The organism is Sphingorhabdus sp. EL138, from assembly GCF_945890115.1.
Taxonomy (GTDB): domain Bacteria; phylum Pseudomonadota; class Alphaproteobacteria; order Sphingomonadales; family Sphingomonadaceae; genus Sphingorhabdus_B.
Genome location: NZ_CAMDCK010000015.1, coordinates 13,550 through 40,465, shown reverse-complemented (window position 1 = coordinate 40,465; position 26,916 = coordinate 13,550). Strand labels below are relative to the sequence as shown.

The following is a 26,916-nucleotide window of genomic DNA, read 5'->3' as shown; positions in this document are numbered from 1 at the left end:
GATTTGCATCACGGCCCTTCGCGGATACCACGCGCTTCATTGCGCTCCGATTGGCGCTCCAGCGCAACCTTGATCATCGCGATGATGGGGTCAGCCAGTGCAAGCCCCAAGATGCCGAACAATGCACCGAACAGGATCTGCGCGCCGAGCACTAAAGCCGGGGCCAAATCGACCGCACGTTTTGCGACCATCGGGACGATCAAATAACCGTCCACCGTCTGCACGACGAAATACACGAAAATGGCGTAGAGCCCGACATCAACCCCGGCCGAAAATCCAACGAGGATGATAAGGGCCCCAGATACAATTGCGCCGATATTCGGTAAGAATGCCAGCAGGCCCGTCAACACACCAAGCAACGCTGCCATAGGCACGCCGCCAAGGCTGAGTAACGCCCATGTGCCCACGCCTTCAACCGCCATGCCCAACAGGCGACCTGCCATCAAACGGCGCAGGACGCTACCCATTTTTTCGGCGGTGCCATAAAAATGCGTGCGCTCTGCCAAAGGCAGCATCCACGCGACACCGCGTTCATATAAGCGGGGCTCTGCGGCAACAAAGATGCCGAGAACCAGCATCATCGCAAGGTTTGTGACGGTCCCCACAACGGACGATACCGCTTCTGTCACGCGGCCCACAGAGTTTAAAATCTGCGACCCAAGGCCCTTCACATCCTCTGCAGAAATGTTGAACCCTGCGGCTTCAATCCGATTGCCTATTGTTTCAATTTGTCTTTCGACAATGGCCTGAAGGCTTGCGGCTTGCGCGGCGAGTTCAGACCCTGTGAAAACAAATGTCCAATAGATAAAACCAAACACGGCCAGCACGACAATGGTCAGGCGGAAGCCGCGCGGGATGGGCAATACGCGGCCAAGAAGCCGCGCGCCGCCGTCAAACATCGCGGCAAGAACGATGCCGCCAATGATGAGAAGAATAGGCTGCGCAAGCCAGATGAAGGCAACAACCAAGCTGGCCATGCCAATCCATACCGCAGCGCGCTTAATCTCTGAACGAATGAGGGGGTCGTAAAGTTCGGTTGGGCCGACCTCTTCGCGAAAGCTCTCTTTTACCTGCGCGGCAGGCTTTTTCCGCGTCCTGCGTGGCTTGCTTTGCGCAAGGGGGGTGCCATCACTCACCTTGATCGACCTTTTTTGGACGCAAGCTGTCGCCAGCGCGATCACCGCGTAGTGCGCTGAACCAGCTGGCGGGGTTAAGGCCAGTGCTGCCGTCGACCGAGAATGTAATGATTTCAGCGCGGCCGCCGATGCGGTCCCATGATACGGGGCCACCAAGGCCGCCAAGTTCCGCTGCCACGCGGCTGTCGGAGCTGTTATCGCGATTATCACCCATCAGGAACACATGACCGGCAGGGATTTTTACAGGCTCCATATCGTCGGTATCGCGTCTGCGTGCGTCAATGATGTCATATTGCACGCCGTTGGGGAGGGTTTCGCGAATGATAGGCAAGTGGCACGTCAGCGCGCCGTCATCACCGCGCGTCAATGCGCCCGGAAAGTCATAGTCATTGCAAGCGTTGTTGGCATCTACGGGCAAAATGAGGTTCGGCTGGGTTTCCTGTTTCACGGGCATTCCATTCAGGAAAATCTGGCCCGCGCGCAATGCGATGATATCGCCGGGCAAGCCAATGACGCGCTTGATCCAATCCTGATTTCTGCCCTTTGGCGTCAATATCACGATGTCTCCCTGCGCCGGCATTTTGCCCCAGATACGCGTGTTGCTCTCGGGTAACGGCACGGCCAAGGCGTCTATCTCTTCGCGCAACACCAGCCAGCGGAATATCGCGACGGGATTCGGTATCGTCGGCGACACATGGCTCCATCCATAAGGATATTTGCTGACGAACAGCCGGTCACCGACCAGCAAGGTCGGCATCATGGAGATCGATGGGATATAAAATGGCTTTGCAATGAAACTGTGGAATGCAAGCACGGCGAGCAGAAGCCAGAACATGCCTTTGAACTCGGTCCAAGCGGCAGAAGCCCAACCTTGCTTTTCTGGTGCAGGGGTCGGCGGTGTTGCCGGAATATTGTCGTCGGTGGTCAAACTGGTCATGCCTTTTGCGATCTCAACGCTTCTATAATGACAAATGCCTGTGCCCACGGATGGTCATCGGTCAGCGTCACATGAATATGCGCTTCATAGCCCGAAGGAATCATGGCGTCGAGACGCGCTTTTGCCCCGCCCGTAAGCGCCAGCGTCGGCGCACCCGAGGGCGCATTGACGACGCCAATATCCTTCATAAACACACCATGTTTGAAACCCGTACCTACGGCCTTTGAAAAGGCCTCTTTGGCGGCAAAGCGCTTCGCATAGGTTCCGGCTTTGGTAAAAGGGCGCTTGGCAGCCTTGGCGCGTTCCACGTCGGTGAAAACACGATTTTCAAATCGTGCGCCAAAACGCTCAATCGATTTGGCGATGCGCTCGATATTACACAGGTCAGAACCAAGCCCTATGATCACCGGGCCAGATCCATAAGCGCACGCATTTTGCGCACGCTTTCTTCCAAACCAATGAAAATGGCTTCACCGATCAGATAATGCCCGATGTTCAACTCGGCAAATTGCGGAATGGCGGCAATGGGCTGAACATTGTCAAAAGTCAGCCCATGGCCTGCATGGGGTTCGATTCCGTTTTTCGCAGCCAAGGCGGCAGCATCAGCTATGCGGCGCAATTCGATTTCGCGTTCTTCGCCCTCCAGATGGGCATATTTGCCCGTGTGAAATTCAACGATATCTGCCTTCAGGCGGATAGCCGCTTCAATCTGGCGCGCTTCAGGCTCAATGAACAAGCTCACCCGAATATCTGCGTCCCTCAGCCGCGTGACGATGGGCGCCAGATGATTATGCTGCCCTGCGGCATCCAACCCGCCCTCCGTCGTCCGTTCCTCGCGCCGTTCAGGAACAATGCACGCCGCATTGGGCTTATGCCGAAGAGCAATATCAAGCATCTCATCGGTTGCCGCCATTTCCAGGTTAATCGGCAAACGAATTTCCCGCATAATCGCGTCTAGGTCAGCGTCGCGAATATGCCGGCGGTCTTCGCGCAAATGTACGGTAATGCCATCACCGCCAGCCGCTTCAACCATGTGCGCCGCCCGCATCGGGTCGGGATGCAAACCGCCACGCGCATTGCGAATGGTCGCGACATGGTCAATGTTCACGCCCAAGCGCAAGCGGTGCGACGTGGGCGCTTGCGGCCTCACTTCCGGCTACCCGGCTTGACCGCTTCTGTCGCGGCTAGCTCAGGCGGCAGTTCATGAGACGCGTAGGTCGGAAAGTTCAACTGGATCAGCGGGTAAAATGGCACGCCGAGGTCAACGGTGCCCGCCGAACGGTCCACCACAGCCGCCGCGGCGATAACAACACCACCAGCCGCTTCGATCGCGGCAATGGCTTCGCGTGAAGACAGGCCAGTGGTGACCACATCTTCAACCAAGAGGATTTTAGTGCCTGGCGCGAGTGTAAATCCGCGCCGCAACCCAAAAATACCTTCTGGACGTTCCACAAACATGGCATCGACGCCAAGCGCGCGGCCCATTTCATGGCCTATGATAATCCCGCCCATGGCTGGCGAAACGACCGCCTGAATCTCCGTGCGCAGTTCGCGTGGTATTTTTTGATTGATAGCAAGCGCGATGCGCCCCGCACGTTCCGGGTTCATCAAAAGTCGTGCGCATTGCAAATAATAGGGACTATGTCTGCCGGAGGACAGCACAAAGTGCCCCTCAAGCAGCGCGTCGACGCTACGGAATTCGGACAGTATTTCATCTTCAGTCATGATGGGGAGAAGTTTCCTTTTATGCCAATGCCGTCTTTTGCATCTTCGGTTTAACGGATTGCATCGCAAATAGGTAGAAACGTAACGCATTTAAATGCTAAAAATATTAAATCGACCGCTTGAGGGTTCGGGTTAGCGCGACTATAGGTCCCGCAAGTCCGGCTGCCCACGGGTGAGCAAGACATGCGCAAAGTTTCTGCGCCGCACCAAGGATACGGGGCCAAGTAGATGAATATGTTTAAGAAATTACTGGTTGTCTTTGCTGCAATGGCCATGCCGTCATTGGCGATGGCGCAGCCCGCGAATCTTGCGCCAGCGCCTTTGACGAAGGAAGTGGCTGCGCCTGTTGTTGCGACGCCTGCCGCGGCACCGACTGCTGCACCCGCCGCCGACGCGGCCGCGCCAGCCGAAGCTGCGCCGAAATCCATGGATGGGTCGTTGCCGGGCTACACGCCGATGCGCCCCAATTATGAAGATAGCGTTGGCATGCCAAAGGCGAAGGAAGTGGATTTTCAGGAACAATTCACCGAAAACGGCCAATATGCAAAATGGATCAACAATGCGATCCTGCTGCCGATCATCACCCTCATCTCTCTGTTTGTCCTTGGCCTTCTGCTTTGGGTGATCGTGCGTTTCAACCGCCGCGCCAATCCAGTGCCATCAAAAACGACGCACAATACCTTTATCGAAGTTGTGTGGACCCTAATCCCTGTGCTCATCCTCTTGGGTATTGCTTACCCATCGCTCGATTTGTTGGCCAAGCAATTTAAGCCAGCGCCAGCCAATGCCGTGACCATTAAGGCGACGGGTTATCAATGGTATTGGGGCTACACCTATCCTGACCATGGCGGGTTCGAAGTTATTTCGAACATGCTGAAAGAGGAAGCCGACGTCGCAAAGGGCGAGCGTTTTCGCACCGAAAATGACGGACCCAAGCTCATGGCGGCCGACAATCGGATGGTTGTACCTGCGGGCGTGCCTTTGCGTATCCAAACGACTGCCGCAGATGTGATTCACGCATTTGCGGTGCCGTCGCTCTGGTTCAAGCTTGATGCCGTGCCTGGACGTCTGAACGAGAAGTCGGTGACGATTACGAAGCCCGGCGTGTATTTCGGACAGTGTTCCGAACTATGCGGCGCCCGCCACGCATTCATGCCGCTGGTTGTGGAAGCCCTTCCGCCCGCACAATTTGCGGCATGGGTGAAGGCGCAGGGCGGAACAATGCCCGGCGAAGAAAAACCTGCACCTGCGGCGCCTGCTGTAACCGCAACCCCCACTGAAACCGTTGCTGCACCCGCAGCAGCGCCGACCAATTAAGAAGGCTTAGACGGATGACAACCATTGCTGCCACAGGTACTGACCTTCACGCGCATGACCATCATGACGCAGACCATAAGCCGGGCTTTTTCGCCCGTTGGTTCATGTCGACCAATCATAAAGATATCGGAACGCTCTATCTGATCTTTGCCATTTTCGCAGGGATTGTGGGCGGTGCGATTTCTGGCCTGATGCGTTTGGAGCTTGCTGCTCCGGGCATTCAATATCTGCAAGGCTGGGCATCGATGATGGCCGGCAAGGAAGCGTCGCTCGACGAAGCCTATCATATGTGGAATGTGCTGATCACTGCCCACGGCCTGATCATGGTGTTCTTCATGGTCATGCCTGCCATTATCGGCGGCTTTGGTAACTGGTTTGTGCCTTTGATGATCGGCGCGCCGGACATGGCGTTCCCGCGCATGAACAATATCAGTTTCTGGTTGACCGTTGTGGCCTTCATCATGTTGCTCGGCTCCAGCTTTGTACCGGGTGGCACGGGTCTTGGCGCTGGAACCGGCTGGACGGTCTATGCGCCGCTGTCGACGTCAGGCTCCGTTGGGCCCGCTGTAGACATGGCCATTTTCTCGCTTCACTTGGCGGGTGCCGCATCGATCTTGGGCGCTATTAACTTCATCACCACCATTTTCAATATGCGTGCGCCGGGCATGACCCTGCACAAAATGCCGTTGTTCGTGTGGTCGGTGTTGGTAACGGCATTTTTGCTTTTGCTCGCCTTGCCTGTCTTGGCGGCGGCGATCACCATGCTTTTGGTTGACCGTAACTTTGGCGGCGCGTTCTTCGATGCGTCGGCCGGCGGTGACCCCGTGCTATATCAGCATCTTTTCTGGTTCTTCGGCCATCCCGAAGTGTATATCATGATCTTGCCCGGTTTCGGCATCATCAGCCAAATCGTCGCGACCTTCAGCCGCAAGCCCGTATTTGGCTATCTCGGCATGGCCTATGCCATGGTCGCGATTGGTGTCGTTGGCTTTGTTGTCTGGGCGCACCACATGTTCACCACGGGCATGAGCGTCGATATGAAAATGTACTTCACCGCGGCAACGATGGTGATTGCAGTGCCCACCGGCATTAAGATTTTCAGCTGGATTGCAACCATGTGGGGCGGTTCGGTTAGCTTCAAGACACCTATGGTATGGGCCATGGGCTTCATCTTCATGTTCACTGTTGGTGGCGTGACGGGTGTTGTTTTGGCCAATGGTGGCCTCGACGATAATTTGCATGACACATATTATGTCGTTGCCCACTTCCATTATGTGTTGTCGCTGGGCGCGGTATTCTCGCTCTTTGCTGGCTTCTATTATTGGTTCGGCAAAATGTCGGGCCGTCAATTGAACGAATTCCTGGGTCATTTGCACTTTTGGATATTTTTCGTTGGCGTGAATGTCCTGTTCTTCCCAATGCACTTCCTGGGCAATTCAGGCATGCCGCGTCGTTATCCAGATTACCCAGAGGCCTTTGCCTATTGGAACGGCGTTGCTTCCATTGGCTATGCCATCATGGGCGTTGGTGTGCTCATTTTCTTCGTCAATGTTATCTGGTCGTTGGTCGCTGGCCGCCGTGCAGAAGACAATTATTGGGGTGAAGGTGCGACCACGCTTGAGTGGACGCTGACCAGCCCTCCACCATATCACCAGTTCGAAACGCTGCCGGTTATTAAGTAACCGGCGGCGGTTCGCCGCTTTGAACGTCTCGAACGTTTGGGAACAGGCATGACAACCGCAGCGCGTGACATCATTTTGCCAGCCGAGTGGCGCGATTTCTGGGCTTTGACTAAGCCACGGGTCATGTCGCTTGTCGTGTTCACAGCGCTTTGTGGATTATTGGCCGCACCGGGTAGCATTCATCCGGTGATCGGTTTTACCGCGATACTCTGCCTTGCTCTGGGGGCGGGTGCCTGCGGTGCGCTGAACCAATATTTCGAAGCAGATATTGACGCCAAAATGGCACGGACGGCGGGACGTCCGCTTCCTGCGGGCCGAATGGACCGCGCGTCTGCGCTGAACTTTGGCATTGGCCTTGCGGCTTTTTCTGTCGGCATCATGGGCGTTGCGGTCAATTGGTTATGCGCTGGCCTGCTGGCTTTCTCGATTTTCTTTTACGCGATTGTCTACACCATCTGGTTGAAGCCCAATACGCCGCAGAACATCGTTATCGGCGGCGCTGCGGGTGCATTTCCCCCTGTCATCGGATGGGCGGCGGTAACGGGCGACGTTACGCTGATGCCAGTCCTGCTTTTCGCGATCATCTTCTTGTGGACACCGCCGCATTTCTGGGCGCTCGCATTGTTTATGAAAACGGATTACGGCGCTGCTGGAATTCCGATGCTGCCCAATGTGAAGGGGCAACGGGTCACGCGTAACCAGATATTCGGCTACAGCTTCCCAATGGCGGCGACGGCGATATTGCCTTTCGCTTTGGCTGAAACCGGGTGGGTCTATGGCGTCGCTGCTGTCGTGCTAAACGTCCTATTCTTGGGTCTGGCCTACCGCGTCTGGAAAAACGAGGCCACTGATGCAGCCGCGATGAAGCCGGAAAAGCAACTTTTTGCTTTCTCGATCCTTTACCTGTTTCTCCTTTTTGCCATTTTCGCCTTTGACCGGATGCTAATATCATGACCCCTAATGAGCCGTCTGCTTACACCGTCGAAGAAACGGCACTTATCCGCAAACGCCAAGCGGGACGCGCACGCGTCATGGGCGTTGCTTTGGTCGGATTGTGCATCTTGTTCTTCTTAATCACTGTGGTGAAAGTGGGAGTCTGGGGCTGATGGCTATTTCTAACGCAAAAACCGGATTTTTGGCGGCGGCGCTTGCAGTATCCATGGTCGGTGTTGGTTTTGCTGCGGTGCCTTTGTATCGTTTATTCTGTCAGGTCACTGGCTTTGGCGGCACAACCATGCGCGTGGACGCTGCGCAGGCGGCTACTGTTGCAGTTTCCAACAAAACAATCGTGGTGCGCTTTGATGCTAACCATCGGGGCGACTTACCTTGGGAATTTAAACCCGAGCGTCCGACCGACACTGTCAGCATCGGCGCGAAGGATATGTCGATTTATATTGCCAAGAATCTCTCGAACGAGCCAGTCACTGGCACCGCCACGTTCAACGTGACGCCAGCGCTTGCCGGTCAGTATTTCAACAAGATTCAGTGCTTCTGTTTTACCGAGCAGACACTGAAACCGGGTGAACAGGTCCGTATGCCGGTCTTATTCTATGTCGATCCCAAGATTATGACCGACCCGGAAACCAAAGACATTGAAGAAATCACACTTAGCTATACTTTCTATCCGGTGGAGAAGCCAAACACGGTGGACCAGACGGCGAACGGTAGCTAAGACATTTGTTAATCGATAAGACTACAGGGAATTGACCATGGCGGGTGCCAAGAATCACGATTATCATATTTTGCCACCAAGCATTACGCCGATATTGGGATCGTTTTCGGCCCTGACGATGTTTTTTGGTTTGGTGATGTGGATGCATCCCGAACAGTTCAGCTATGGCAGCTTGGTTTTTGGCGTTGGCTTGATTGCCGTTATCTACACATTCTACGCTTGGTGGGCAGATGTTGTGCATGAGGCGCAATCGGGTGACCATACGCCCGTGGTGCAATTGCACCTACGCTACGGTATGATCATGTTCATTGCGTCCGAAGTCATGTTCTTCGTTGGCTGGTTCTGGGCATGGTTTGACTATGCCTTGTTCCCGGTACCGCTGGAACTCGTCATAGACCCCGAAACGCACGCGTTTACGGTCACTAACCTGATCGGCCAAGAAGGTGCTGCCGCGTTGATGCAGTGGCCGCCAAAGGGATTGGAAGTTCTCGACTCGATGAAGCTTCCTTTGCTCAACACGCTTATCCTCTTATGCTCCGGTACCACCGTGACGTGGGCGCACCATGCGCTGATCCATGGCGACCGCGAAGGTCTGAAGAAAGGCCTGTGGGCGACCATATTGCTCGGCGTGTTGTTCAGCGGGATTCAGGCGTATGAATATGCCGTCGCGCCCTTTCCTTTTGGCGGATTGAATTATGGTACGGCCTTTTACATGGCGACGGGTTTCCATGGCTTCCACGTCATTGTTGGGACGATCTTCTTGGCGGTGTGCCTTGCGCGTACCTATAAAGGCCATTTCACGCCCAAGCAGCATTTCGGTTTTGAGGCCGCCGCATGGTATTGGCATTTTGTCGATGTCGTCTGGCTGTTCCTCTTCATTACCATTTACATCTGGGGTGGCTGGGGCGCACCAGTGCACGCGTAAATGACGCCAGAACAATCCATAGAAGGGCAGCCCAGCATTGCTAAGGCTGCCCTTTTTGGTCTCTGTCCCCAATGTGGGCACAAAACCCTGTTCGCTGGACTGGGGCAGTTCGCCGACAGTTGCGCAAACTGCGGCCTTGATTTCAGCAGCTATAATGTTGGTGATGGTCCCGCTGCGTTACTCACAATGGTTATTGGCACGTTGATCATCATACTGGCATTGGTCGTCGATTCTGTGTTTCGGCCTCCCTTTTGGGTCCATGTCCTCATTTGGGTACCGTTTACAGCGGCGCTGACCGTCATAACCTTGCGCATGGCGAAAGCCGCGCTTTTGGCGGCGGAGCATCGCAACCGCGCGCGCGAAGCTGGAAAGAGTGATCTGCTATGAACCGCCTACCCGTCATTCCAACCTTATTGGTTGCCCTTGCCGTTGCCACGATGATTGGCCTTGGTATCTGGCAATTGCAACGCAAGGAACAGAAAGACGCAATGCTGTCACGTTATGAATCGGCGGTGGGATTGCCAGCCGTGGCATGGCCAACGGTTCCCGACCCTGCGGCATTGCCATTGTTTCGCCGCTCCAGCCTTAATTGCGTGCGTGTGGTGAAGATTGAGACCGTATCGGGTTCAAATGCTGCGGACAAAGCAGGCTTTGCCCATGTCGCCTCTTGCCGGACTGACGCAGCAGGCGGCCCTGATGCCAAAGTGGCCTTTGGCTGGTCCGAACGGCCGCAATCACCAAAATGGGACGGCGGCCCCGTTGAGGGTATTATCGCGCCCAGCGGAGCGCAGCTGATCAAACTGGTTTCGACAGACGCGGTCGCTGGTTTGGAGATATTGGCGGAGCCATCTCCGCGCCAGATTCCCAACAACCATCTGCTATATGCCATCCAGTGGTTCATTTTTGCCGCCGCTGCGACCATCATCTACATCCTCGCGGTTCGAAAGCGCACCAAGGCGTCTTGAACCTGCCGACGGATATCCTGTTTTACCTTGTCGCTGGCGCCGCCGTCATCTTGGTGGGGCTGGCTAAAGGCGGCTTTGCTGGGCTGGGGGCGGCCGCGATCCCGTTGCTAGCATTGGTCATGGACCCCGTCGCTGCCGCCGGAATGTTGTTACCCATTCTCATGGTGCAAGATATTGTCAGCGTCTGGGCGTTCCGGCGCAGTTACGACGCCCGCACATTATGGTTCACCTTGCCCGGCGCGGTCGTGGGCATATTCCTTGGCTGGTATCTCGCCTCGGTTATTCCCGCAGACGCCGTGCGCGGCTTTGTAGGTGTCATTGCCTTGGCCTTTGGCACCTATCGCCTGCTGCCCCTGCTTGGCCGCCCTGTGAAGCTTTCTGGCCCGGCACCGGAATGGCTAGGGACGATCATGGGCGGTTTAGCGGGCTTTACCAGCCAGATTGCCCATGCCGGCGGGCCACCGTTTCAGATTTGGGCGCTGTCGCGTAATTTCCCGCATCTGGTGTTCATCGGCACGTCGTCGATATTCTTTGCGATCATCAACTGGTTGAAAGTGCCCGCTTATGCCGCTTTGGGGCAGTTCAACGTGCAGAATATGACGTTGACGGCGATCTTCCTGCCGCTTGCCATCTTGAGCACATTGGCGGGGGTGCGCCTAGTCAAACGTGTTTCGCCCGCGCGATTCAACATCATCATCAGTCTATTGATGGTATTGATTGGTGCCGAACTGATTCGGCAAGCCATCTGGTGACTGCGCCCTATTTGGGCGACAGCACCATCAGCATTTGACGACCTTCCATGCGGGGATGCGCTTCGATTTTTGCGGTCTCGGTCGTATCGGCCTGAACGCGTTGCAGCAATATCATACCCAATTGTTGGTGCGCCAATTCCCGGCCACGGAAACGCAGCGTGATCTTGACCTTGTCCCCTTCTTCGATGAACTCAGCCACCTTCTTCATCTTGACCATATAGTCATGGTCATCGATGTTTGGACGCATCTTGATTTCTTTGATTTCCTGCGTTTTCTGGCTCTTGCGGGCCAAATTAGCCTTTTTCTGGGCCTCATATTTGAACTTGCCGATGTCCAGAAATTTGCACACGGGGGGATCAGCGTTCGGGGAAACTTCCACCAGATCGAGCCCAACTTCGCCAGCCTGCGCTATCGCCTCGCGGGTATACATGACACCCAAATTCTCGCCGTCATCATCAATGACCCGCACTTTTTCAACGGCGATTAGATTATTGTAGCGCGGTCCACTTTTTACAGGTGGGGTCATAGCGCGCCGGGTCGGCGGGGTGGCGATAGTCGATACTCCTTGTGATGTTCGGCACCGCCAATACAGCCAATTTGCCCACAGATAAAGGCTTTAGGCGCGCAACCTCCGCTTTTGTTGCACCTTGTGGCGCGAAAGCCCATCAGCGCGGGGCCGTAAGCGCCACTTTAAAATGGCAAATTCACCCGGGTTTTACTTCGAAAGCGCCGTCAGGTCGTTCACGGTCAAGATCTGTGGCAAGACCCGCGCGTCGGCATTTGGTGGATAATATAGATATAATGGCACGCCGGAACGGCCATGCTTCGCCAAAAAGCGGGTGATATCGGCATCCCTGCGCGTGTAATCCCCCACCATCGTCTGGATGCCTGCTTTGGCAAAGGCCGTGCTGGTTTCTGTGCGGTCGATCGCAGCCTTCTCATTCACTTTGCACGTCACACACCAGTCGGCGGTGAAGTAGAGAAACACAGGTTTGCCCTCTGCACGCAATGCGGCCAGCCGCGCTTCATCAAAAGCTAGGCTTCCGTTTTTCATCGGCTGCGGGGCCGGCGCGACCGTGGTTGCATTGTCCATGATGAGCAATGCCGCAACACTTATGCCCAATATGGCCGCAATGACGATTTTGCGCGGCGACCCGCTTTTCTGTTTCTGACCCAGTTGAAACAGCCGCAACAATATGATGAACGCCGCCGTACCACCAATGAGCAAACCGCTAAAACCCGCCAGCTGATAAAGCAGCCATAGCAACGCCAAGGAGGTGAGCGCCATCGGGACCGCCATCCATTGACGGAAGCGCACCATCCATGCGCCAGGACGCGGCATGCGCTTGCGCAAAATTGGGATGAAGGCAATGGCAAGGAAGGGCAGCGCCAAACCAAATCCAAGCCCCGCAAAAATCAACAATGCCAAAGCCGTTGGCAGCAGTAAAGCTGCGCCGATTGCAGCAGCCATAAACGGCCCCGTGCATGGCGTGGCTACAACAGCCGCCAACACGCCTGTCCAGAATGATCCTGACATGCCGCCCTTGCGCGTCAGCGTCTCGCCTGCGCCGATAGCGCCGACTTCGAACACCCCTGCCAGATTTGCCGTGACCGCCACCATGAGCAGCAGCAACAACAACACAATCGCTGGATCCTGTAACTGAAATGCCCAGCCCACCTCTTCGCCCGCGGCGCGCAAGGCCAGCATGATACCACCCACCACCAGACAGCTCAGGATGATGCCGACGGTATACGCAACCGCATCACGCCGCGCCGCGCCCTCATCCCCGCCCATTTTGGCAAGGCTCAAGGCTTTCAATCCCAATATCGGGAATACGCAAGGCATGAGGTTCAGCAGCAAGCCGCCAAGCACCGAAAAGGCCAGTATCCAGCCAAAACCGAGCGGCGGTTCTTCCCCCTCAGCCGCTGCGCCTTTGCCCAAAACGGATATGGCTGCACCGCCCGTTGGGACAATGCCGGGGGTCGCGCGTATTCCAAGTCCCTGCGCATCGTTAAAGCGCAACAGCCCGTCAATCTCGCCGTCAAAGGGCGCTTTGACTTCACTGCTGACAATCAACCAATCGCCGTTGCGCCGCGCAGTTTGTGGGGCAGCGTAGCGGAACAGATTTTCGCGCTGCGCAAAAAACCAAACCCGGCTTGCATCGGCGCTGCGTGGATAGGGAATGGCGATGTCAATGCGGTTGCCATCAATGGCATAGAGCGCCTTGCGGTCCAGCGGCACGGGCAATGCGCTGCGCCACGCATCGAAACGCGCGCGGTCGGACTTGCCAATCGACCCTGCGCCAATTGTCAGGGGTACGGACAATGTCGCGCTTTCCGGTACGCAGACCAAATCGGAGCAGGCCGACCAGCGCGCATTGACTTTGATATCTAAATTCTGCCCAACAATCGCGCTTTGCGGGATTTTGAGATCCACGAGAAAGGCGTGCTTTATTTTGTAAATATGGTTCATAAAACCGCTGACGATCAACGTTTCGGGCACGGGCGCACGGATCGGGCCAGCACGTGCGCCAGTGGGCAATGTCCACGCCAGTTCAAGCGGCGTTCCGGCATCACCCGGGTTCACCCAATAATCATGCCAGCCAGGTTTCGGGTCCATGACAATCGCGACCGTCACAATATCACCGGGCGCAGGGTTGCGCGTTTCCGCCTCCATCGACGCGCGGACATATTGGGGTGCAGCAGGGGTGGGAACCTGCGCATGGGCCATGCTGCCCGCTACAAACAGCGCCAGCAGCAACTGACATATGCGCAACGCGATATGCTTGGGCTTCACAAACTCTGTCGACAGGGTGACGTTGCGTTTCATGCTATTCCCAATGGCACAATGCATCATGCATAAGACAGCGGATTATTCGGGCGCCACATGCACGGCGCTCGCACTTATAGACGGCATTACCTTTGCCTTTTTCCATCCGCCATGGAGATAATAAGCAATCGACAGGACGCAAGATGCAATCGCGGTCGCAACAAACGACCCCCAAATGGCATCTGCGCCAAAACGGTCATATAGGCCAAAGCCGACACTGAAACGTACCAAAACGGCACTGAATATCAGGATCAGGAGTGGCGCAACGACGGCGCCATTCGCGCGCACCGCAAAGGTCACGACAACCGACACACCCATCAGGACGAAGGTCCAGCCAATGACGTGGTTGATGTGAATCGCGATATCGATGGCGGGACTGCCGCCTGACAGAAACAGGCCAAGCAATGGCGCAGCGAACACGGTCATGAGTAAGATCAACACACCCGCCAGCAGCAGGTTAATCCCAATGCCCGACCATATGATGCGGCCAACGCGGTCCCATTTGTTGGCGCCGATATTCTGGGCGACCATGGCGCTGACGGCGCTGCCCACGGCGACCGCGGGCATTTGCACATAGCTCCACAGCTGATTCATCACGCCAAATGCCGCAGTTGTATTCACGCCCTCACGATTGACGAGGCCAATCATCACGACGGCAGAACCCGACATGATGATCATCGACAAGCCCATAGGCAGGCCCATGCGCGCAATCGGTTTCAAGAACCGTGCATCGGGCCGAAGCCATTTCAACTCGTGCCCGCGCAGGCGGATGGTCAGGTCACGCGCATAGACCTTATGCAGCAATAAACCGAGGCTGATGACCCCAGCAAGGATGGTTGCAAGCGCCGACCCAGCGATACCCATTGCGGGTATGGGGCCTAAGCCTAAGATGAAAATCGGGTTCAAGATGATATCGAGAACCACGTTCAACACTGTGTTCCAAAACGGCGTCACCGAATCCCCCACGCCGCGCAGCGAGGATGCAACAAGCACCATCACGAACGAGGTTGGCATGGATAGGAAAATGACGCGCAAATAGGCAAGCGCCAGCGGGTAGACCGTCTCCGGCGTTGCCATAAGGCGCAGCATTTGCGGCGCAAATATCCAGCCAGCCGCCGCCGTGACAAGGCCTGCCGCAAGGAAAATACCGAATGCCGTCCCCATGATACGGCGGACAGATTCCACATCACGGCGGCCCATATTCTGACCAATCAGGATCGTCGTCGCCATGGTGAAGCCGAACAAAGTGGAGAACATCAAAAACATGATGAGCCCTGCATTGGCCGATGCGGCCAGCGCTTCTTCGCCCAAAAATTGACCGATCCACACCGAATTGACGGAATGGTTCAGCGACTGGAGAATGTTCACGCCAAGCGAGGGCAGCGCGAACAGGAACAAAGTCTTAGCCACTGGACCGACCGTCAGGTCGCGTTGATGGGCGGGGGTAGTCATGTTGAAACGCCCGCTTCATAAGAGCCCGCATTTGTCATTCCCGCGAAAGCGGGAATCCATGGGGCCGCCGCTTCTTGTGAACTCCCCGAAAGGATGAACACGCGCGCAGGCGATAGATTCCCGCTTTCGCGGGAATGACAAAATGTGTTGGCGGTTCGGACGATAGTCACCCCAACCGCTTTAGCGCCGCAGTTAGCCGCTCGGCCTCCGCAGTTTTTTCGGCATGGTCAGCGCGCGCTTTGTCCACGGCATCGGGCTTGGCCTTTTCCACAAATGCCGCATTCGACAGACGGCCGGCAAGCGCGTCACGCTCTTTAGTGGCAGCCTCAATGGCTTTGCTGATCCGGCTGCGTTCTGCGTCGAGGTCGATGACGCCATCAAGCGCGAAAACGATGGTGTCGTCGCCCACAACGATCTGTGCGACATTATTGGTTTCAACGGGCGCATAGACAAAATCGTCAATGCGGCCGAGCCGTGACAAAGCCGCCCCTTGGCGCTCGATTATGGCAATCGTGGCGGCCTGTGGGCCAGCTATATTGGCGGTCAGGCGCGTGCCCGGCGCTATGTTCAACTCTGCCTTGAACGAACGGGTTTTGCTGATAGTGTCGATGACCCAATTGATTTCGGCAACTGCCTCTGCATCAACTGTGGCGTTGGGCTCGGGCCATTGGGCGTGGATGATATCATAGCCACGAGGATGATCTGCATCGGACAAAGCGTGCCATAATTCTTCGGTAATGAACGGCATGAACGGGTGGAGCATCACCAAAATCTGGTCGAGTGCCCAGCCAGCGACGATTTTGGACTCCGCATCCATTTCGCCTTTTTCGCCGTCGATGAACGCTGGCTTGATCAGTTCGAGATACCAGTCACAAAACTGGTCGAACACCATGTGATACAACACATCCGCCATGCCGTCGAAACGATATTCGGCAAACGCTTTGTTCAATTTTTCAACTGTGCTGACAACTTCGCCAATGATCCAGCGGTTGACCGCCAATTCGGCCTTTGGCGCGTGCACGCTGTGCGATCCACCGATGCCGTTGGATTGCGCAAAGCGTGCGGCGTTCCACAGCTTGGTTGCAAAGTTACGATAGCCTGCAACGCGGCTTTCATCCATTTTGATATCACGGCCCTGGCTTTCCATCGCCGCCATGAAGAAACGCAAGGCATCTGCGCCATATTGGTCAATCAGGCCCAACGGGTCGACCGTATTGCCCTTTGACTTCGACATTTTGCTGCCATCCGCCGCACGGACAAGGCCGTGCAGATAGAGCGTTTTCCAAGGCACCTCTTTCATGAAGTGGATACCTTGCATCGCCATCCGTGCATCCCAGAAAAACAATATGTCAAAGCCGGAAATCAGCACGTCATTGGGGTAATGGCGGTTGAGGAGGCTCTTTTCCTTCCCATCGACTTGCGATGGGGAGGGGGACCGCCGCGTAGCGGTGGTGGAGGGGACTGCAACGTCGAAGGCCCCTCCGTCATCCGAAGCTGGCGCTTCGGCTGCCACCTCCCCATCGCAAGTCGATGGAGAGGATACAGCATCCGGCCAACCCAAAGTTCCAAACGGCCAAAGCGCGGACGAGAACCAAGTGTCGAGCACGTCGTGGTCGCGCGTGAGCTCGATGCCTGCGCCCGCAAGCGCCTGTGCGCCCTCTTCGGTTTCGGCGACATAGCATGTGCCATCGGCGGCAAACCACGCCGGTATCTGATGCCCCCACCACAGCTGCCGCGACACGCACCAAGGCTGGATATTCTCCATCCAGTTGAAATAGGTTTTCTCCCAAGACTTGGGCACAATGTCGAAACCGCCATTGGCCTTGCCTTTGCGGGCCGCGTCGATGGCTGGCTTGGCGAGCGTTTGCGCATCGACATACCATTGGTCGGTCAACCAAGGCTCAATCACTTGGCCTGAACGGTCGCCAAAGGGGGTTTGGATGACGCGGTCTTCGACCTTTTCAAGCAAGCCCAAGGCGTCCATCGCCGCGACCACCATCTTGCGCGCGTTGGTCGGCTCGCCTTCGATGCCAAAGCGATATTGCCCGATATATTCTGCGGGAATAAGCCCATCGGCGGTTTGCACGACGCGGCCTTCGCCATCGAGCATGTTGAACATCTCGCTCGCCTTGAAACCAGCGCGCTTGCCAACCTCAAAGTCGTTAAAATCATGTCCCGGTGTGATTTTTACAGCACCCGATCCCAATTCGGGGTCGGCATGTTCGTCGGTGACAATCGGGATCAAACGGCCCGTGATCGGCAAGCGAACATTTTTGCCGACAAGATGTGCATAGCGTGCATCCGACGGGTTCACCGCGACCGCCATGTCGGCCAGCATCGTTTCCGGGCGCGTGGTGGCCACGCTTATGAAACCGCTGCCGTCTTCCAACGGATATTTGAAATGCCAGAATTTGCCGTTAATCTCGCGCGTTTCGACCTCAAGATCCGAGATCGCGGTTTTCAGGCCGGGGTCCCAGTTGACGAGGCGCTTGTCGCGGTAGAGCAGCCCTTGGTTATAGAGATCCACAAACACCTTGATGACGGCCTTTGAAAAGCCTTCATCCATGGTGAAGCGTTCATTCTCCCAATCCATTGAGCAGCCAAGGCGGCGCAACTGGCCGGTAATCTCGCCGCCGCTTTCCGCCTTCCATTCCCACACCTTGGCGACAAATGCGTCGCGGGTGAAATCGGTGCGTTTCTGCCCTTGGGCATTGAGCTGACGTTCGACGACCATCTGTGTCGCAATGCCCGCATGGTCCGTGCCGACGACCCATAAGGCATCCTTGCCCTGCAAACGCGCATGGCGAATGAGGATATCCTGCAGGGTGTTGTCGAGCGCATGGCCGATGTGCAAGCTGCCCGTCACATTGGGCGGCGGGTTCACGATTGTATAAGGCTCGGCATGGGGGCGATCGGGGCGGAATGCGCCCGTGGTTTCCCAATGCGCATACCATTTCGCCTCAATCGCGGCGGGGTCGAAAGTCTTGTCGATAGTCATGGATTGGTGCCATAACGAGCCTAGCCAAAAAGGGAAACCCTCACGGCGCGTCATGCCAAAACAAGTTCACGGTGACAGGGGTGCGGCTACGCCACCCGCCGCCGAAAGATGAAAAACGCTGCCGCAAAGCCGCCCGCTACGAGTAAGCTCAGCCACAATTCCTTCGAGGCGGAAGGATCAAGGCCTTTGGCGACCAAGATCACCAACATCGCTGCTATCGCGATATAGGTGCCAAAGGGGTGGAACCACATTTTGATTTGCAGGCGGCTCGGGTCCTCCGTCTCATATTGGCGGCGCAGCTTTAGCTGTGCAGCGGATGTCATCAGGTACAAAAGAAGCATGGTCACGCCGCAGCTATTAATGAGGAAGCTGAATACCACATCGCGCGACACCGCGTCGGCGGCGAGCGCGAAATAGCTGAACAGGCTGGCGATCAGGATGGCGCGCGCCGGCACTTTGCGATGGTTGACCTGCACCAACCACAAAGGCGCGTCCTTATGCTTGGCGAGGCCGAACAACGCACGCGAGGTGACATATAGGCCCGAGTTCAAGCATGACAGCACGGCGACAAGCACCACAGCCTCCATTATCAACTGGCCTGCTGGCAAGCCCATATAGGCAAGCGTTGTGGCAAAGGGTGAAACTTTGGGCACGATCTCGGTCCATGGCACGACCGACACGATGAGGAATATGGACAGCACATAGAAGATAAGGATGCGCATCGTGACCGACACGGTCATGCGGCCAATGACCTTGGAAGGCTCTTCGGACTCAGCCGCCGCGATGGTAGCGATTTCTGCGCCAACAAGGCTGAATATGGTCGATGTTGCCGCCGCCAGCACGACGCCCCAACCATTGGGAACAAAGCCGTCATAGGCCGTCAAATTGCCAAAGGTCGCACCGCTGCCGGAGGTGAGGCCAAAGGCCCATGCGGCGCAGACCAGAATGAAGACGATGATCGCGGCAACCTTGATCGACGAGAACCAGAATTCAAATTCACCATATGCCCGCGCGGACATCAGGTTCACGGCGGTCAAAATCGCCATCAGGGCAATGCCGATGCCAAGTTCGGGCACGGCAGGAAACCAACCATGCAAGATTTGCGCGCCAGCAATCGCCTCAATCGCGACAACGACAACCCAAAAATACCAATAAAGCCAGCCGGACATGAATCCCGCCAAATGGCCAAGGCCCGCGCGGGCGAAGTCCGGGAATGTCTGCACCCCATCAACCGCTATCGCCATTTCGGAGATCATGCGCATGACCAGCAAAATGATGAACCCGGCAATGGCAAAGGAGAAGACAGCGGCGGGGCCAGCCTGGCTGATTGTGGTTGAAGACCCAACGAACAGTCCGGCACCAATGATGCCGCCAATCGCGATCATGGAGACATGGCGCGACTTCAAACTGCGCGACAATTCCGCCCCTTCATGGGTTTTGGCTGCCCCATTATGCATTATGTCCGTCATATTCTTCCCCCACCTCATTCGGCGCAATAGCGCACCGCATTTAGCGGACGATGTTGCCGCCTTTCATCACATGCGCAACATTTTCCAATACAGTGATATCCTTAAGAGGGTCGCCGTCGACCGCAACCAGATCAGCAAAGCGCCCCGGCGCTATGCTGCCGAGCTCGCTTTCCTTGCTCAATAATTCTGCCGCGCGGATCGTTGCGCTTTGAATGGCCTGCATCGGCGTCATGCCATAACGGACCATATAGGCAAATTGCTTGGCGTTTTGCCCATGTGGATAGACGCCGCTGTCCGTGCCATAAGCAAGCTTCACGCCCATTTTGACGGCCACTGTAAACCGCGCGCGCTGGACATCAGTGGTCTCGCGATTTTTGCGGAGATATTCTTCAGGCCATTTCTCGCGCGTCCCGATGTCGTCAATATAATCGCCATTATAAATATCCATCACCAGCCAAGTGCCGCTGGCTTTCGCCATTTTTAACGCTTCATCATCAATCAGGCTGGCATGTTCGATGGACCGGACGCCAGCGCGGATTGCGTTTTTAATGCCAACCGCGCCATGGGCATGTGCGGTGACGTATTTGCCTTTCGCTTTTGCCGTTTGAACGACCGCACGCATCTGCGCTTCGCTCAGCTCCGGTTCGCCAGGCTCCGTGCCGATGGCCAGCACCGCGCCGGTGGCGATGGTTTTGATAAAATCAGCGCCTTGTTCCATCAGGAACGCCGTCTTCGCTGCGGCTTCTTGCGGCGTATTGGCTATCCCAAGCCGCATGTCAGCGGGCAATTCTTCATTGGGCACAACACCGTTCAACTCGCCGCCACCCTTGGGCAGGGTGATATACGCACCCGCAACGAACATGCGCGGCCCCGGAACATGCCCAGCGTTAATTGCATCACGCAACGCGATATCGGTAAGTCCCCGATAGGTGCCGACATCGCGGACCGCAGTGAAGCCAGCCTCCAACGTCATTCGGGCATGATGCGCACCCATTAAGGCAGTGGCCGCAGGTGATGTTTTGATGGGCAGCGCAAGGTCCGCGCTTTGACCTGCATCCGCCAAATGGGTGTGCAGGTCCATCAAGCCGGGAAGTACATGGAACGCAGTCCAATCCAGCCGTTTTGCGCCCTGTGGTGTCGCGCCGCAGGGCGCAACGGCCGTTATCCTGTCGCCGCTGATGCTGATGCATTGATTAGTGAGGACTCTGCCAGCTTGGACGTCAATGAGCCTGCCTGTGGCAATGTAGAGGTTGGAGGCAAAAACTGTTGCGGGCGTCAGGGTTAAAAGCGCCGCCAAAAATATTTGGGTCGGCCTTATAGCAACTTGGCGGTCACCCTGAACGTGGCTCAGGGTCCTAAGGCTTTGAACAGCGCTTAAACTAAGATGCTGAAACAAGTTCAGCATGACTGGGTTTGGGCGCGGCGCCCAGTTCGGCATTGCGGCTCCACAGGCGCACGGCAACCATCACCCTTTTTTGGTGAGGCGCATGATTTCGCGTTCGACCAACGCTTCAACGATAGGTGGCAAATGGGTGTCGAGCCAATCTTTCAGCATCGGGCGCAACAGGTCACGCGTTATGCCCTCAAGCGACGTTTCGTCTGACCGCATGATGTGCGGCGCTGCGCTCGGTTCGGCCAGGGTCTGCAGTGTTGAAAAACTGTGTCGCAGGCTTTGCGCCTTATCATCATCGAGCAAAACTTCGCCGATGCCCGCATTGTCATCGGTGTCGGTCAGCTCAAGAACTTCGTCTGGCTCGACATCCGGCACAGCAGACTTCGCCGCCCGCTTCGTAACGGGGCGATTAATGTCATCATCAGCGATGATGCGTTTGATCGAGGACAAGATTTCATCCATCGAAGGTTCGTTCCGGCCGTCAGCCATATTTTCAGCCCTTGCGTAAATTACCGAATTTTACCGTCGGTAACAATTGGCTCTATCTCGGCTTTTTGCGCGGCCGTGTCAACGGTACGGGTCGATTTTGCAACGGGATCCGGCTGTGACGACCAGTCGTTCCACGCGCCATCAACCTTTTGATAGTCAGCGACGGGATCGTATAATGCGCCGCCTTCAAGGCCTAAATCGCGCGCTTCGGCTTTACCCATTGCGGCCAACAAAGTGAAACCGGCGACATAGGCGTTGCGGCGCGCGGCGACGAGTTGAACCTTGCTGTTCAGCAATTCTTGCTCCGCGTTCAATATGTCCAATATGGTGCGGTTGCCAACGCCATTTTCGGCGCGTGTGCCTTCAAGCGACAATTCGTTTGCCGACACGGCGCGTTCGGAGGCGGCGATGACATCAAGCGCCGCGCGCCAGCTTGCGTAAGAGGCGCGGGTCTGGGCAATCACTTCACGCTCGGCGGCGATTTCGAGTTCCTGCGCTTGGCCGAGCCGGGCCTGCGCCTGACGAATTTGCGCGGCGGGCTGCCCACCTTGATAAAGGGGTATAGTCGCACGCACGCCCGCTTGCGCATTTAACGCGCTGTTGTCCGCAACAAAGCCTGGAATATTCGATGAGATCGAATTTAAAGCATTGGAGTAAGATGGGGACGTAAAGACGCTTATGGTGGGCAAGCGCGACGCATTCGCAGCGCGGCGATCAAAACGCGCGGCCTCACGCGTTTCGCGCGCCGAGATCAAATCCGGGTTGCTTTCCAACGCCACGGTCACAGCGCTATCTGGCGTTAATGGCAAATTGGGCAATGGCGGCGGCGCCTCCAACTGCCCGGGTTCGCGCCCGACCAACTGAATATAAATCTCTTTTGAACGGATCAGATTGGCCCGCGCCGTTTCCATATTGCTGGTTGCCAGCGCAAGCCGCGCTTCGGACTGCGCGACGTCGGTGCGGGTCAAATCGCCTATTTCAAAACGGTCACGCGTTGCATCCAGATTAACCGTTAGAACGCCAACCTGCGCGCGGTTCAGATCGACAATCGATTCATCGCGGATGACATCCATATAGGCGCCGACCACCGCCGAAAAAATGGCGCTTTCGGTACCACGCAGACTGGCAAAGCCGGCCTCAACCCGGTTTTCCGACGCGCGCACCGCATTTTTAATGCCACCGCCGGCGTATAAGGGAGCTGAAACCGTGCCGTTGACGTTGATTCCGCGTGCCTGCACCACCGAACCGCCGCTGTCCTGAAGTATATTTTCGAAAAAAGTTGGCTGCAATGTGATATCGGGGCGGCCATTGGCCTTGGCCAAAGGAACCCCCTCGTTGGTTGCGCGCTGTCCCTGACGTGCTGCGGCTAGATTGGGGTTGGTTTCATAGGCTGACGCCAGAGCGTCCCGCAAAGTGTCCGCATAAGCAGGCGCGACCAATCCGGTGGACGCCAGCAAGGCGGCCATGAACAAATGGCGCGCACTCAAAACACGAACTCCGGTTTGCGGGCAAAAGCCGACAGTGGGGCAATCTCGCTATCCTCAAATGATTTCAACGCTATTTTTCCCTTATGGACAAAGCCCTTGGCCAGCCGCGTTACCGCGCCTTCGATAACACCCGTCACCAATCGCGCGCCGTCGGCGGCCAGATTCACCAACGCATTGGGCAACTCTTCTGCCGCGCCGTCAATGATGATCAATGCATATGGCGCCGCCGATTGGGCTGCCGCAACATTGTCCGCCGTTACCGTCGTGAGAGCGCTGACCCGCGCGCGCAAAATCGCGGCGACATACCCGTCCGGCTTACCAACTAACAAAACAGGATCGTCTGCACGCACATCCGCCGCCTGCAACAGCAACGCAGAAGACACGGCAGGGTTGAGGACAGATCCATCCTCCAGCGCAATCGACCGGTCCATATACGCCGTGGATCGGTGCATGAGCGGAACGAAATCCTCACGCGGGATGCTGCCCATCGCCGCCAGCACCCATGCATCGGTTACGCCACTGGTACGCAGCTGGCTATCCACCATGGACCGCCGCATCTCTTGAAAATTCACTGCTTCCATCGGAAATATTTCCATTAACTTGCTGGCCAACTGGCACAACTGTATTGCAAATACAATACAGACCTTGATTCTGGTTCTAGCCAGCCTTGTCCTTTACGCCAAGCGAGATTCAGACAAACAGCCTATTTCAGGTTGCAAATAACAACTTTTTCCGCCGCTTGTGGCGGACGGGGCACAAGGCGTCAGATTGCCGGTTGCATTGAATTGGTCAAGCCGCTAAACGCCCGCCTTCACCACATAATGGCATTGCTGTTCAGGCAGGTTATTGTTCAGGGGCCCGATGGCGGAGTGGTGACGCAGAGGACTGCAAATCCTTGCACGCCGGTTCGATTCCGGCTCGGGCCTCCAACCATATTGTCCCTATACCGCGGCATCTGGGCACGGACCTAAAGGGCCCTTCCTAATTTCTGCGCGTTTCACATCGCGCCTGAGTTGCGGTGTTAAGTGCATTAACCCCCAAATTGACATATATCGAAATCTCGTTAACCTGCTCTTATCGAACGTGTTTTCTTGACATTTGATCTGGGGGACTTCGCATCATGTTACGCAGCCAAACAAAGACAGACGCAAAGCAAAGCTATTTCGGGGAAGGTGCACCTGTCACCGTAATTCCGTTATTATCCTGCGTGTTTTGTCACAGTTGATCCGGGGGACTTCGCATTATGTTACGCATCAAGACAAAGGTGGACGCAAAGCAAAGCTATTTCGGGGATGACGCACCTGTTGGCGTAATTACACCGTAATTACCTGTCACCATATTGTATTTTTTACAAAATAAAGTGAAGCAACAACAAGCGCAGACTAAAACTTCCGAGAGACGATTCGTAGAGCCATGGGCCGGGGTAATTTGATGAAAAACTTTTACCTGAAGGTTCCCGGCCTTATCAGACGTTCGCTTCTGATCTTCAGTGTTACATTTCTGTTGGTTGTTTCTTTTGTCACAGCATGGCTTTGGTGGAACATCCCGGTAGACAAATCAGCCTTACCATTGGTGCCTGCGCGTATCGTTTTACTGACCCGTGAAGGTGTGCCGTTTGCGGCTGCTGGTCCCCGAATGCGTGCTCCTGTGGCGGTTGAGGATTTGCCGCCATACGTAGCGCAGGCATTCTACGCCATAGAAGATAGGCGCTTCGAGTATCATTTTGGCGTCGATCCAGTCGGAATCGGGCGTGCCCTGTTGAACAACGTGAGCGGCGGCGGCCAACAAGGCGGCAGCACAATTACCCAGCAGCTGGCAAAAAATGTATACCTGATCGATCCGGAAACTGGGGCTCCCTATCCAGGTTACTCCCGCAAGCTGCGCGAAATCGCTATTGCCTTCTGGCTGGAGGCTTGGCTGACAAAAGATCAGATACTCGAACGCTATCTTTCGAATGTCCTCTTTGGCAAGAACACCTATGGCTTAAGAGCGGCGTCGCTTCATTATTTCTACCGGCAGCCGGAGAAACTGACCTTGCCGCAGGCAATAATGCTTGCGGGTTTGGTGCAGGCTCCAAGCCGCTATGATCCCACCAGAAACGAGGCACGCGCACGTGCGCGCGTAGTACGTGTCAGTAAAGCCATGCAAGATGCAGGCTATTTGCCTGATGGTGCCGATAACCTGCCGAAGATTGCAGAGCTGGACATAAGAATTGAGCCGCCATTGCGAACAGGTTTCTACTTTTCTGACTGGGTGATGGATGAGGCGCGGGCGCGCATCGGCCAAGGCTATGTCGAGAACCGGATCCGAACCACCTTGGACGGCCAACTGCAAATAACCGCACAAGATGTTGTCCGGTATCAGTCTCCGTTTGGTGCTGATGCCGCGCTGGTGGCGATGCGCCCCAACGGCGAAGTCGTCGCCATGATCGGGGGCAGAGACTATGCGCGCAAGCAGTTTAACATTGCCGTATCCGGGCGTCGCCAGCCCGGATCGACGTTCAAGCTGTTCACTTACTTTACTGCGCTGCAAAATGGTATGCGGCCAGAGACGGTCATATCCAATGCACCGATAACCCAAGGTGATTACCGGCCGACAAACGTGAACGGGAATTATGGCGATACCATAAGCCTCGCCAAGGCCTTTGCCACCTCGAGTAATGTCGCCGCCGTGCGTCTGTTCGAAAAGGTTGGGGCCAATGCGGTGGTTGATACTGCGAGGGCTTTTGGCGTCAGCAGTCGGATGGACATGAATTCGTCACTCGCGCTTGGCACGTCGGATGCATCATTGCTGCAAATGACCGCAGCCTACGCGGCTATCGCCGCCGGACGTGCGCGCATTGACCCAATCGGTCTTCCTCGGTCAGCAGGGCCCACAAGTGGCTACCTTGTTGACGAAGACATCGCCGCACCGCTTGATCCAAGGGCATTGCGCGACATGCGGTTAATGCTGGCGCGGGTCATCACCGATGGCACTGGGCGGGCGGCGCAGCTTCCGGTTCCAGCCTATGGCAAGACCGGAACCACCCAGAACAACCGGGATGCATGGTTTATCGGTTACGCCGGCGAACTGGTGGTCGGGGTGTGGCTGGGCAATGATAGCGGAGCGGCCATTGATGGAATGTCGGGCGGTGAGGCGGCGGCGCGGCTGTGGCAGGCCTTCATGCTGCGCGCGATGGCCGCTGATCGTCTGATGCGGCCAGCGGCGGGGACCGATCGCGTCGGGGCAGGCAAGGGCAGCTCCGGCCAGACTGGCCCCGGAGCCGCGGGAACGTCAGGCCCGGCGACCAGCGGCACGAGCGCTCCGTTGGTGCCGAGCAAGTTGCGCGGCGACGATGGCCAGCAGATCGATCTGTCGCGCCGCACGGCCCTGCTGCGTGAGGCGGGGCTGCCCGGTGGTTCGCGTGCCAGTCGGGTTGGCACGACCGGGCCGCGCGAAGCGCCGGGATCGGCGGCAGCGGCGGCAGGGTCGTTTGTGCAGGATGGCGGCCCGGATCGTTCGCCCGCAGCGCGCGAGGCCGAGCGAAGCCGCATCCGCGTGGTGCCGTCCCAGCGCCGTGCCGGGACGCCTCCTCGGCCGGTAGCCCCAGCGCGCGAACCGCCGCGCCGTCCGCGACGCAATTCCGGCGATGAGGACGAAGATTTCACGATCGAATGCGGCGATGACAGTTGCTAGCGTTCATCAATC

24 protein-coding genes and 1 tRNA gene are annotated in these 26,916 nt (G+C 56.4%); 11 read left to right on the top strand and 14 right to left on the bottom strand.

Annotated elements, in window-relative coordinates:
• Positions 1 to 8: 8 nt before the first annotated feature.
• The 5 genes from Q0O07_RS08460 to pyrE all read right to left on the bottom strand — a co-directional run bounded on the left by Q0O07_RS08460 (position 9) and on the right by pyrE (position 3,798).
• Complete coding sequence (locus Q0O07_RS08460) at positions 9 to 1,016, bottom strand: AI-2E family transporter (RefSeq protein WP_295492539.1); 1,008 nt, start codon at positions 1,014 to 1,016, stop codon at positions 9 to 11.
• A 112-nt stretch (positions 1,017 to 1,128) separates the two neighbouring features.
• Positions 1,129 to 2,073: a signal peptidase I gene (gene lepB / locus Q0O07_RS08455; protein WP_295492483.1), complete on the bottom strand. Its 945-nt coding sequence runs from the start codon at positions 2,071 to 2,073 to the stop codon at positions 1,129 to 1,131.
• Positions 2,070 to 2,480 carry a holo-ACP synthase gene (gene acpS, locus Q0O07_RS08450; RefSeq protein WP_295492481.1) on the bottom strand — a complete coding sequence of 137 codons (411 nt, stop codon included), beginning with the start codon at positions 2,478 to 2,480 and terminating at the stop codon, positions 2,070 to 2,072. Before acpS ends, lepB begins: the two co-directional genes overlap by 4 nt.
• A complete protein-coding gene (locus tag Q0O07_RS08445; RefSeq protein WP_295492479.1) occupies positions 2,477 to 3,223 on the bottom strand; it encodes a pyridoxine 5'-phosphate synthase in 747 nt (248 codons plus the stop codon). The genes acpS and Q0O07_RS08445 overlap by 4 nt, the downstream gene beginning before the upstream one ends.
• Positions 3,220 to 3,798: an orotate phosphoribosyltransferase gene (pyrE, locus tag Q0O07_RS08440; RefSeq protein ID WP_295492477.1), complete on the bottom strand. Its 579-nt coding sequence runs from the start codon at positions 3,796 to 3,798 to the stop codon at positions 3,220 to 3,222. The genes Q0O07_RS08445 and pyrE overlap by 4 nt, the downstream gene beginning before the upstream one ends.
• Before the next feature lie 228 nt (positions 3,799 to 4,026).
• Here pyrE and coxB point away from each other — a divergent pair, with 228 nt between their 5' ends.
• From coxB to Q0O07_RS08395, 9 genes are read left to right on the top strand one after another with little or no spacing between them, the layout of a single operon-like run.
• Positions 4,027 to 5,115, top strand: coding sequence for a cytochrome c oxidase subunit II (coxB, locus tag Q0O07_RS08435; protein WP_295492475.1), 1,089 nt, complete (start codon positions 4,027 to 4,029; stop codon positions 5,113 to 5,115).
• Between the two features lie 14 nt (positions 5,116 to 5,129).
• A complete protein-coding gene (gene ctaD, locus Q0O07_RS08430; protein WP_295492472.1) occupies positions 5,130 to 6,797 on the top strand; it encodes a cytochrome c oxidase subunit I in 1,668 nt (555 codons plus the stop codon).
• Between the two features lie 48 nt (positions 6,798 to 6,845).
• The gene (locus tag Q0O07_RS08425) at positions 6,846 to 7,751 is read left to right on the top strand and encodes a heme o synthase (protein WP_295492470.1); all 906 of its coding nucleotides are present in this window, start codon (positions 6,846 to 6,848) and stop codon (positions 7,749 to 7,751) included.
• Positions 7,748 to 7,903 carry a hypothetical protein gene (locus Q0O07_RS08420; RefSeq protein WP_295492468.1) on the top strand — a complete coding sequence of 52 codons (156 nt, stop codon included), beginning with the start codon at positions 7,748 to 7,750 and terminating at the stop codon, positions 7,901 to 7,903. The genes Q0O07_RS08425 and Q0O07_RS08420 overlap by 4 nt, the downstream gene beginning before the upstream one ends.
• Positions 7,903 to 8,469 carry a cytochrome c oxidase assembly protein gene (locus Q0O07_RS08415; protein ID WP_295492466.1) on the top strand — a complete coding sequence of 189 codons (567 nt, stop codon included), beginning with the start codon at positions 7,903 to 7,905 and terminating at the stop codon, positions 8,467 to 8,469. The genes Q0O07_RS08420 and Q0O07_RS08415 overlap by 1 nt, the downstream gene beginning before the upstream one ends.
• A 37-nt stretch (positions 8,470 to 8,506) precedes the next feature.
• Complete coding sequence (locus Q0O07_RS08410; RefSeq protein WP_295492464.1) at positions 8,507 to 9,394, top strand: cytochrome c oxidase subunit 3; 888 nt, start codon at positions 8,507 to 8,509, stop codon at positions 9,392 to 9,394.
• A complete protein-coding gene (locus tag Q0O07_RS08405; RefSeq protein WP_295492462.1) occupies positions 9,395 to 9,781 on the top strand; it encodes a DUF983 domain-containing protein in 387 nt (128 codons plus the stop codon).
• Complete coding sequence (locus Q0O07_RS08400; RefSeq protein ID WP_295492461.1) at positions 9,778 to 10,359, top strand: SURF1 family protein; 582 nt, start codon at positions 9,778 to 9,780, stop codon at positions 10,357 to 10,359. The genes Q0O07_RS08405 and Q0O07_RS08400 overlap by 4 nt, the downstream gene beginning before the upstream one ends.
• Positions 10,356 to 11,111: a sulfite exporter TauE/SafE family protein gene (locus Q0O07_RS08395; protein WP_367271063.1), complete on the top strand. Its 756-nt coding sequence runs from the start codon at positions 10,356 to 10,358 to the stop codon at positions 11,109 to 11,111. Before Q0O07_RS08400 ends, Q0O07_RS08395 begins: the two co-directional genes overlap by 4 nt.
• Before the next feature lie 7 nt (positions 11,112 to 11,118).
• Here the strand turns inward: Q0O07_RS08395 and infC are convergent, their stop codons facing one another.
• The 9 genes from infC to Q0O07_RS08350 form a co-directional block, all read right to left on the bottom strand.
• Entirely contained in the window at positions 11,119 to 11,637 is a 519-nt protein-coding gene (gene infC, locus Q0O07_RS08390) for a translation initiation factor IF-3 (protein WP_295492459.1), read from the bottom strand.
• Positions 11,638 to 11,826: 189 nt separating this feature from the next.
• Positions 11,827 to 13,941 (bottom strand): thioredoxin family protein, encoded by a 2,115-nt coding sequence (locus Q0O07_RS08385; RefSeq protein ID WP_295492457.1) that lies wholly within the window; start codon positions 13,939 to 13,941, stop codon positions 11,827 to 11,829.
• A gap of 42 nt (positions 13,942 to 13,983) precedes the next feature.
• Positions 13,984 to 15,393 carry an MATE family efflux transporter gene (locus Q0O07_RS08380; protein ID WP_295492455.1) on the bottom strand — a complete coding sequence of 470 codons (1,410 nt, stop codon included), beginning with the start codon at positions 15,391 to 15,393 and terminating at the stop codon, positions 13,984 to 13,986.
• Positions 15,394 to 15,559: 166 nt separating this feature from the next.
• Complete coding sequence (locus Q0O07_RS08375) at positions 15,560 to 18,391, bottom strand: valine--tRNA ligase (RefSeq protein WP_295492453.1); 2,832 nt, start codon at positions 18,389 to 18,391, stop codon at positions 15,560 to 15,562.
• 86 nt (positions 18,392 to 18,477) lie between these two features.
• Positions 18,478 to 19,860: an amino acid permease gene (locus Q0O07_RS08370; protein WP_295492451.1), complete on the bottom strand. Its 1,383-nt coding sequence runs from the start codon at positions 19,858 to 19,860 to the stop codon at positions 18,478 to 18,480.
• A 40-nt stretch (positions 19,861 to 19,900) separates the two neighbouring features.
• Positions 19,901 to 21,157: an amidohydrolase family protein gene (locus Q0O07_RS08365; RefSeq protein ID WP_295492449.1), complete on the bottom strand. Its 1,257-nt coding sequence runs from the start codon at positions 21,155 to 21,157 to the stop codon at positions 19,901 to 19,903.
• A 168-nt stretch (positions 21,158 to 21,325) separates the two neighbouring features.
• Entirely contained in the window at positions 21,326 to 21,742 is a 417-nt protein-coding gene (locus Q0O07_RS08360; RefSeq protein ID WP_295492447.1) for a DUF2497 domain-containing protein, read from the bottom strand.
• 20 nt (positions 21,743 to 21,762) lie between these two features.
• Positions 21,763 to 23,229, bottom strand: a complete 1,467-nt coding sequence (locus Q0O07_RS08355) for a TolC family outer membrane protein (RefSeq protein ID WP_367271062.1) — start codon at positions 23,227 to 23,229, stop codon at positions 21,763 to 21,765.
• On the bottom strand, positions 23,226 to 23,810 hold the full coding sequence (locus Q0O07_RS08350) for a protein-L-isoaspartate O-methyltransferase (RefSeq protein WP_295492445.1): 585 nt from the start codon (positions 23,808 to 23,810) through the stop codon (positions 23,226 to 23,228). The genes Q0O07_RS08355 and Q0O07_RS08350 overlap by 4 nt, the downstream gene beginning before the upstream one ends.
• Positions 23,811 to 24,084: 274 nt before the next feature.
• Between Q0O07_RS08350 and Q0O07_RS08345 the strand changes: the two genes are divergently transcribed.
• Positions 24,085 to 24,158: transfer RNA gene (locus tag Q0O07_RS08345), tRNA-Cys, on the top strand.
• A 502-nt stretch (positions 24,159 to 24,660) separates the two neighbouring features.
• Positions 24,661 to 26,904 (top strand): transglycosylase domain-containing protein, encoded by a 2,244-nt coding sequence (locus Q0O07_RS08340; RefSeq protein ID WP_295492443.1) that lies wholly within the window; start codon positions 24,661 to 24,663, stop codon positions 26,902 to 26,904.
• Positions 26,905 to 26,916 lie beyond the last annotated feature (12 nt).

Coding starts and splice junctions, on each gene's coding strand:
- Q0O07_RS08420 (WP_295492468.1), top strand. CDS start 7,748: ATGACCCCTAATGAGCCGTCTGCTTACACCGTCGAAGAAACGGCACTT.
- Q0O07_RS08415 (WP_295492466.1), top strand. CDS start 7,903: ATGGCTATTTCTAACGCAAAAACCGGATTTTTGGCGGCGGCGCTTGCA.
- lepB (WP_295492483.1), bottom strand. CDS start 2,073: ATGACCAGTTTGACCACCGACGACAATATTCCGGCAACACCGCCGACC.
- infC (WP_295492459.1), bottom strand. CDS start 11,637: ATGACCCCACCTGTAAAAAGTGGACCGCGCTACAATAATCTAATCGCC.
- coxB (WP_295492475.1), top strand. CDS start 4,027: ATGAATATGTTTAAGAAATTACTGGTTGTCTTTGCTGCAATGGCCATG.
- pyrE (WP_295492477.1), bottom strand. CDS start 3,798: ATGACTGAAGATGAAATACTGTCCGAATTCCGTAGCGTCGACGCGCTG.
- ctaD (WP_295492472.1), top strand. CDS start 5,130: ATGACAACCATTGCTGCCACAGGTACTGACCTTCACGCGCATGACCAT.
- Q0O07_RS08380 (WP_295492455.1), bottom strand. CDS start 15,393: ATGACTACCCCCGCCCATCAACGCGACCTGACGGTCGGTCCAGTGGCT.
- Q0O07_RS08350 (WP_295492445.1), bottom strand. CDS start 23,810: ATGGAAGCAGTGAATTTTCAAGAGATGCGGCGGTCCATGGTGGATAGC.
- Q0O07_RS08385 (WP_295492457.1), bottom strand. CDS start 13,941: ATGAAACGCAACGTCACCCTGTCGACAGAGTTTGTGAAGCCCAAGCAT.
- Q0O07_RS08370 (WP_295492451.1), bottom strand. CDS start 19,860: ATGACGGACATAATGCATAATGGGGCAGCCAAAACCCATGAAGGGGCG.
- Q0O07_RS08375 (WP_295492453.1), bottom strand. CDS start 18,391: ATGACTATCGACAAGACTTTCGACCCCGCCGCGATTGAGGCGAAATGG.
- Q0O07_RS08405 (WP_295492462.1), top strand. CDS start 9,395: ATGACGCCAGAACAATCCATAGAAGGGCAGCCCAGCATTGCTAAGGCT.
- Q0O07_RS08410 (WP_295492464.1), top strand. CDS start 8,507: ATGGCGGGTGCCAAGAATCACGATTATCATATTTTGCCACCAAGCATT.
- Q0O07_RS08340 (WP_295492443.1), top strand. CDS start 24,661: ATGAAAAACTTTTACCTGAAGGTTCCCGGCCTTATCAGACGTTCGCTT.
- Q0O07_RS08360 (WP_295492447.1), bottom strand. CDS start 21,742: ATGGCTGACGGCCGGAACGAACCTTCGATGGATGAAATCTTGTCCTCG.
- Q0O07_RS08400 (WP_295492461.1), top strand. CDS start 9,778: ATGAACCGCCTACCCGTCATTCCAACCTTATTGGTTGCCCTTGCCGTT.
- Q0O07_RS08425 (WP_295492470.1), top strand. CDS start 6,846: ATGACAACCGCAGCGCGTGACATCATTTTGCCAGCCGAGTGGCGCGAT.